This is a genomic window from Nevskia soli (assembly GCF_903970205.1).
Lineage (GTDB): Bacteria > Acidobacteriota > Terriglobia > Bryobacterales > Bryobacteraceae > Bog-113.
The window spans coordinates 1-5,361 of the sequence record NZ_CAJCHS010000299.1 but is presented as its reverse complement, the minus strand read 5'-3'; the positions used below and the strand labels follow the sequence as shown (position 1 = coordinate 5,361).

Sequence of the window (5,361 nt, the reverse complement as noted above, 5' to 3'; positions counted from 1 at the left end):
TGATGACCAATGCGGAAACCGCGCTTATAGTCGTCGGTGAATTCGATGCCGGGCGGCATGGCGCCGTAGAGATCGTCTTCGTGCTCGATATTCATCGCACCCTTGTAGCCAACCTCTTCAAGCACGGTGAAGAACGCGGCCCAATCGATCTGGCCGTTGCCGGGGATACGGTAGCGCCACCATTCCTGGTTGTCGAAAGGCCGGATCCCGATCTTATGTAGCTTGTGCCATTCGATTTCCGTGTCTTTCAAGTGAACGTCGTAGATCCTATCGGCGTAATCGCGCGCGGTCTGGATCGTATCCATGAAAAGGCGCACTAAGTGCGAGGGGTCGTACTGCAGCCCGACATATGGCGAGTTACCGAACGCGGAGAAGAGCGCATCGTATCCTTGCGGGCCGGTGGCAACGTTCGGACCGTCAGGCCACGGCTCCCATAGAATTCGTACATTGTACTTCTGGCAGACCGGGAAGTAAGCCGTCTCATAGACACGCACGATCTCGGCGACTTGATCTTTCAGTGAATGTCCCGGCATGTTACCCGACGCGGTTCCGACGTACGGCGCGCCGAGTTTGCCCGCTACTTCAATTACTTTTACGAAGTAGTCGTTCTGTTGCTTGCGCTTGGCCGGGTCGGCCGCGATGTGGTTGTTGGTCGAGCCGACCACAGATAGATAGAGTCCGGATTGCGCGATGTCCGCCTTCACCTTCTGCAACGTTTCGTCGGTGACTTTGTCGGCTTGCAGCACATCGCCGGTCGCCCAGAGACCGATGCTGCTGAAGCCTTCCTGTTGCGCGAAAGCGACGTTGCCGGGCGAGTATCGGGCGAGAAGTCCGAGCTTCGGCTTCCACGCCGGGCGGTCGGCCGATAATCTGGAAACTACAGTGGCGCCGGCAACACCGGCGAGAAGAGTACGGCGCGTGAATTCATTCATGAGAAAGAATGCCAGAATTATATCGCCGACTCATGATGGACACCCGCTCGCTTGCTCCGGAGATCATGGATGAGCCCGGCGCAACGCCCCTTGTCACCCCCGCAGTCACGCGCGCGTTTCATCGGGATCTGCATCGGATCCACCGGTTCATGGGCAACTGGCGGACCTTGGCCGAGCGGCTGCATGGCGCGAACAGCGTGATTGATATCGGCTGCGGCGACGGCGCGCTGCTGGTGTATTTGCGGGACCGCGCGGGAATCGCGGCGGTGACGGGAATCGATTTGAAGCCGCCGGATTGCGCGATAACCGGCATCGAATTGATTCAGGCGGACGCGATAAGCGATCCCCTGCCGCGGGCCGACGCGGCTGTTGCCGTAGTGCTGCTACATCATCTGACGGATGCGCAAGTTGTCGCTCTAATCCGGAATGTGGGCCGCTCGTGCGACCGGCTCATCTGCATCGACCCAGTGCGGCACTGGCTGCCGATGGCGCTGTACACGGTATTTCTGTGCCCCATGCTCAGCCGCGTGGGAGCGCTTGACGGGCGGCAATCGATTCGAAGATCGTTCCGCCGCGACGAGTTGGCCGCGCTGGTAGAACAGGCGATCGCGGGGACCGACGCGACGTTCGAGATCTGGCAATCGCCGGTATACGCGCGCTTGATTCTGGATGTGACCTGGCGCTAAGCGAGTTCAAGGTCGATGCGCTTCTTGTCCGCATCGATTTTCTTGATCTGGAACGATCGAACCTGACCCGTTTTCAGAGCGCCGGATTTGGAGTCGGTCTCCGGGGCGGGCGGTGGCGCGGCCAGCAATGATGCCGGCGTTGACGGAGCACTCGAACCTCCGCCTCCGCCCTTCCACTTCGAGGTGAGCATCGAAGTGAACGCGGTGAGATCCACTGCCGGTTGCGGGGCGGCCGTAGGCGCGGCTGCTTTCTGGACCGGCTTCGGTTCCGCGCGTTCCGCGATCACGCAGACGCCTTGCACGCCTTCTCCAAGTTCGACCGTCGCCCGATTCCGCGCGACATCCGTGACGCGCCCGGTTACCGTTTCGCCTTCTTTGTGTTCGGCGATGTATTCATCAGCGGCGGTCGGAACCAGTTGCTTCAAGCCCAGCCGAATCCGGCGGCGCGCCTTGTCCGCTTCAAGAACAAGCGCGCGAACGGTCTGGCCAACCTTCAACTCGTCCGATGGGTGATTGACGCGCTTCTCCGCGCTGATGTCACCAACGTGGATCATGCCCTCGATGAATTCATCGAGCTGCACAAACGCTCCGAACTTGGTGAGGCTGGTGATGGGCGCGGCTTCGACGATCACCCCGGGCGCGTACTTCTTCTCCGCGTCTTCCCAAGGGTCCCCCAGCGCTTGCTTCAAGCCGAGCGAGATGCGCTTGTCGCCCGGATTGACGCCGAGCACGACCACGTCAACAACATCTCCTGGGTTGACGACGTCGGAAGGCTTGCGCACTTTCTTCGACCACGACATCTCGGAAAGATGAACCAGGCCATCGAGCCCCGGCTCGAGCTCGACGAAGGCGCCGAAGTCGGCAATACGCGAAACGGTTCCTTTGATGCGGTCGCCCACATGGTAGCGATCGGCGGCAGTGGTCCACGGGTCCGCCTGCAGCTGCTTCATGCTGAGCGAGATACGGCGCTTGCGTGGATCGACCTTGATGATCTGAACTTCGATTTCCTGCCCGACGGTGAGCACATCCGCGGGCTTGGCCACGCGTCCGTAGGAAATTTCAGCAACGTGCAACATGCCGTCGACGCCGCCGATGTCGACAAACGCTCCGTAATCGAGCAGATTGCGGACGATGCCCTTCACCACCATGCCTTCACGCACTTCGGTAAAGCGCTGCTCTTTGGCGCGCGACTGCTCTTCCTCAATCACGGCCCGGCGGTCGACCACAACGTCGTTGTCATCGGGATCGACTTTGATCACTTTGCAGGCGATTTCCTGACCGACGAGCTTCTCCAGATCGGCCACATCGCGCGCGCCGGAGCGGGAGGCGGGCATGAATGCACGCACGCCGACATCGACGGTCACGCCGCCTTTGATCAATCCTGTTACCGTGCCGGTGACGGTGCGCTTTTCAGCGAGCGCGGCCTGCAACCCCGACCAGTCTTTGGGCTGCTCCACATGCAGCAGCGAGAGCGTGTAATAACCGGCATCGTCGCGGCCCGTGATGGAGACGCGCATCTTATCGCCGGGTTTGATCTTGACCTCGCCCGCGCGGTCGCGAATCTTATCGAGCGCGAGCAAGCCTTCGGTCTTCAGTCCGACGTCTAGAAACACCGCATCGCCGGAGACACCGACGACGGTAGCGGCGCGCCCTTCAGCGCCATCCGAAGGAGTATCGGAGTGCGACTGCTCGAATTCGCTGAGGAGATCGCCGAATGAAGTGGTTGCGTCCGAGGGCGTCGAATCCGCAGTAGATTTCGACTCCTCCGACGTGGCTGGGGCTTCCAACTCGCGTTCCAGCTCGGTTTGATTGACCATGGGGGATACGACTTTATTTTTACATACCGGGATTAAGATACCTTCGTGAGTTCAAGCGCCCGAAAACCCCTTTTACCGGACCTGGTGCTTGCCTTTCTGTTCGTCGCGATGGCCGCGGTTACCACCCCGCATGACCCGAACGAAATCGCGCTGATTCTTCTATTCGGCGCGCTGCAGCTGGCTGAATCGATCCTGCTGCCTTCACTCGGACGGCAGCGGGCGCGAGTGATGTGGAACCTGGGCAAAGTGGCGGTCGCGTATGCGCTGATCGGATATACGCGCGGCATCGAAAGCGACTACTATTGGATGCTTTTGTTTCCGGTGATCAGCACAGCGGCCACGCTAGGAGTGGGCAGCACCCTTGCGTTCACCGTTGTGGCGTGCGCCGCGTATCTCTCGTTTCTGCACCCGGTGTTTGTGAATTACGAGAAGTTGGCGCTTGACGATCAGGCCAAAGCCGAACTGGTGCGCCGCGTGTTGTTTCTCGGTATATCAGGGATGCTGGTGAACATACTGGCGCAGGCGCTGCGGAGCCAGTCGCATCGCTACCAGTTGCTTGCGGAGGAACTGGCGGCGAGCAACAGAAACTTGCGCGAAGCGGAGGCTCAGGTGCGCCGTGCCGAGCGGCTGGCGGCGATTGGACAGCTCACGGCCGGGTTGGCGCATGAGCTGCGCAATCCGCTCGGAACCATTAAAGCGTCCGCCGATATGCTCGAGCGCAACCTGCCGGCGGGCGACGCGATCGCGCAGGAATTGGCGGGCTACATCTCGAGCGAAGTGGATCGGACCAATTCGCTGGTCTCGCGGTTTCTAGACTTTGCGCGGCCGCTGGAAATTCGCCGCGCGCCCGCAGATCTGAACGATGTGACCGCGGCAGCTGTCGCGGCGGCGCGGCGGGACGCGAGCCAGAGCGGAGTCGCGATGGATTTCCGGCCGAGCGCGAAACCCATCGTGATCCCGATCGATGCCGAGTTGATGGAACGCGTGTTTTTCAATCTGATTCTGAATGCGATTCAGGCTTCGCCGGACGGAGGGACCGTCAAGGTCGAGACCAGCCTGAGAGACACAAGCGCCTGCGTTGACGTGACGGATCGCGGACATGGGATCGAGCCGGACCAGCGCGAATCGATCTTCAACCCGTTCTTCACGACGAAAGTGAGCGGTACAGGACTTGGCTTGGCGATTGTGGCGAAGATAGTCGGTGAGCATCGCGGGAAAATCGACGTGGAAAGCAAGCCGGGCGAAGGCAGCACGTTTCGCGTGTGTCTCCCGACCGAGTAAAAGAGATCAAACATGAGACCGAACGTATTGGTAGTTGAAGACGAAGAGAAGCTGCGGCGGGTGATCGAGTTGCGCCTTGACTCCGAGGGGTTCGACGTCTCGCAGGCTGCGTCCGCGGAAGCTGCCCTGCCGCTGGCTCAGCGCGCGGATCTGATTCTGAGCGATCTTCGTTTGCCGGGGATGGACGGCATGGAGCTGCTGGAGTTGTTGCGGCGCCAGAACTCGATGGCACCCGTGATCCTGATGACGGCGCACGGTTCGGTGAATGCGGCTGTGGAAGCCATGAAGACGGGCGCGGCGGATTTTCTCGAGAAGCCGTTTTCGCTCGATCATCTGGTGGCCATCGTGCGCAAAGCGGTGGAAGTCCGCAGCCTGCGCGATGAGAACCGCAAGTTGAAGGAAGAGCTCGGGCGGCGGTATGAGATCTGCAATATCATCGGGCACAGTAAGCCGATGCAGGATATTTTCGCGACGATCCTGCGGGTGGCGCCCACGCGCGCAACCGTACTGCTGGCCGGCGAGAGCGGCGTGGGAAAGGACCTGATCGCGCGGGCCATCCATCACAATTCGCCGCGCGCCGAGAAGCCCATGGTGAAGATCAATTGCACCGCGCTGCCGGAGAACCTGATGGAGAGCGAGTTGTTC

5 protein-coding genes are annotated in these 5,361 nt (G+C 60.7%); 3 read left to right on the top strand and 2 right to left on the bottom strand.

The window, feature by feature from the left end:
• A partial coding sequence (locus H1Y01_RS13195) for a sugar phosphate isomerase/epimerase family protein (protein WP_180540980.1) occupies positions 1 to 932 on the bottom strand: 932 nt, incomplete at its 3' end.
• An 8-nt stretch (positions 933 to 940) separates the two neighbouring features.
• Here H1Y01_RS13195 and H1Y01_RS13190 point away from each other — a divergent pair.
• Entirely contained in the window at positions 941 to 1,618 is a 678-nt protein-coding gene (locus H1Y01_RS13190; RefSeq protein WP_219341522.1) for a methyltransferase domain-containing protein, read from the top strand.
• Here the strand turns inward: H1Y01_RS13190 and H1Y01_RS13185 are convergent.
• Positions 1,615 to 3,435, bottom strand: a complete 1,821-nt coding sequence (locus H1Y01_RS13185) for a 30S ribosomal protein S1 (protein WP_180540979.1) — start codon at positions 3,433 to 3,435, stop codon at positions 1,615 to 1,617. The two genes, H1Y01_RS13190 and H1Y01_RS13185, sit on opposite strands and share 4 nt — an antisense overlap.
• Positions 3,436 to 3,480: 45 nt before the next feature.
• Here H1Y01_RS13185 and H1Y01_RS13180 point away from each other — a divergent pair, with 45 nt between their 5' ends.
• Both H1Y01_RS13180 and H1Y01_RS13175 read left to right on the top strand, forming a co-directional pair.
• On the top strand, positions 3,481 to 4,716 hold the full coding sequence (locus tag H1Y01_RS13180) for a sensor histidine kinase (protein WP_180540978.1): 1,236 nt from the start codon (positions 3,481 to 3,483) through the stop codon (positions 4,714 to 4,716).
• 12 nt (positions 4,717 to 4,728) lie between these two features.
• On the top strand, positions 4,729 to 5,361 hold a 633-nt coding region (locus tag H1Y01_RS13175; RefSeq protein WP_180540977.1), incomplete at its 3' end, for a sigma-54-dependent transcriptional regulator.

Excerpts from the sequence above, each read along its gene's own strand:
- H1Y01_RS13190 (WP_219341522.1), top strand. The coding sequence starts at position 941 with ATGCCAGAATTATATCGCCGACTCATGATGGACACCCGCTCGCTTGCT.
- H1Y01_RS13185 (WP_180540979.1), bottom strand. The coding sequence starts at position 3,435 with ATGGTCAATCAAACCGAGCTGGAACGCGAGTTGGAAGCCCCAGCCACG.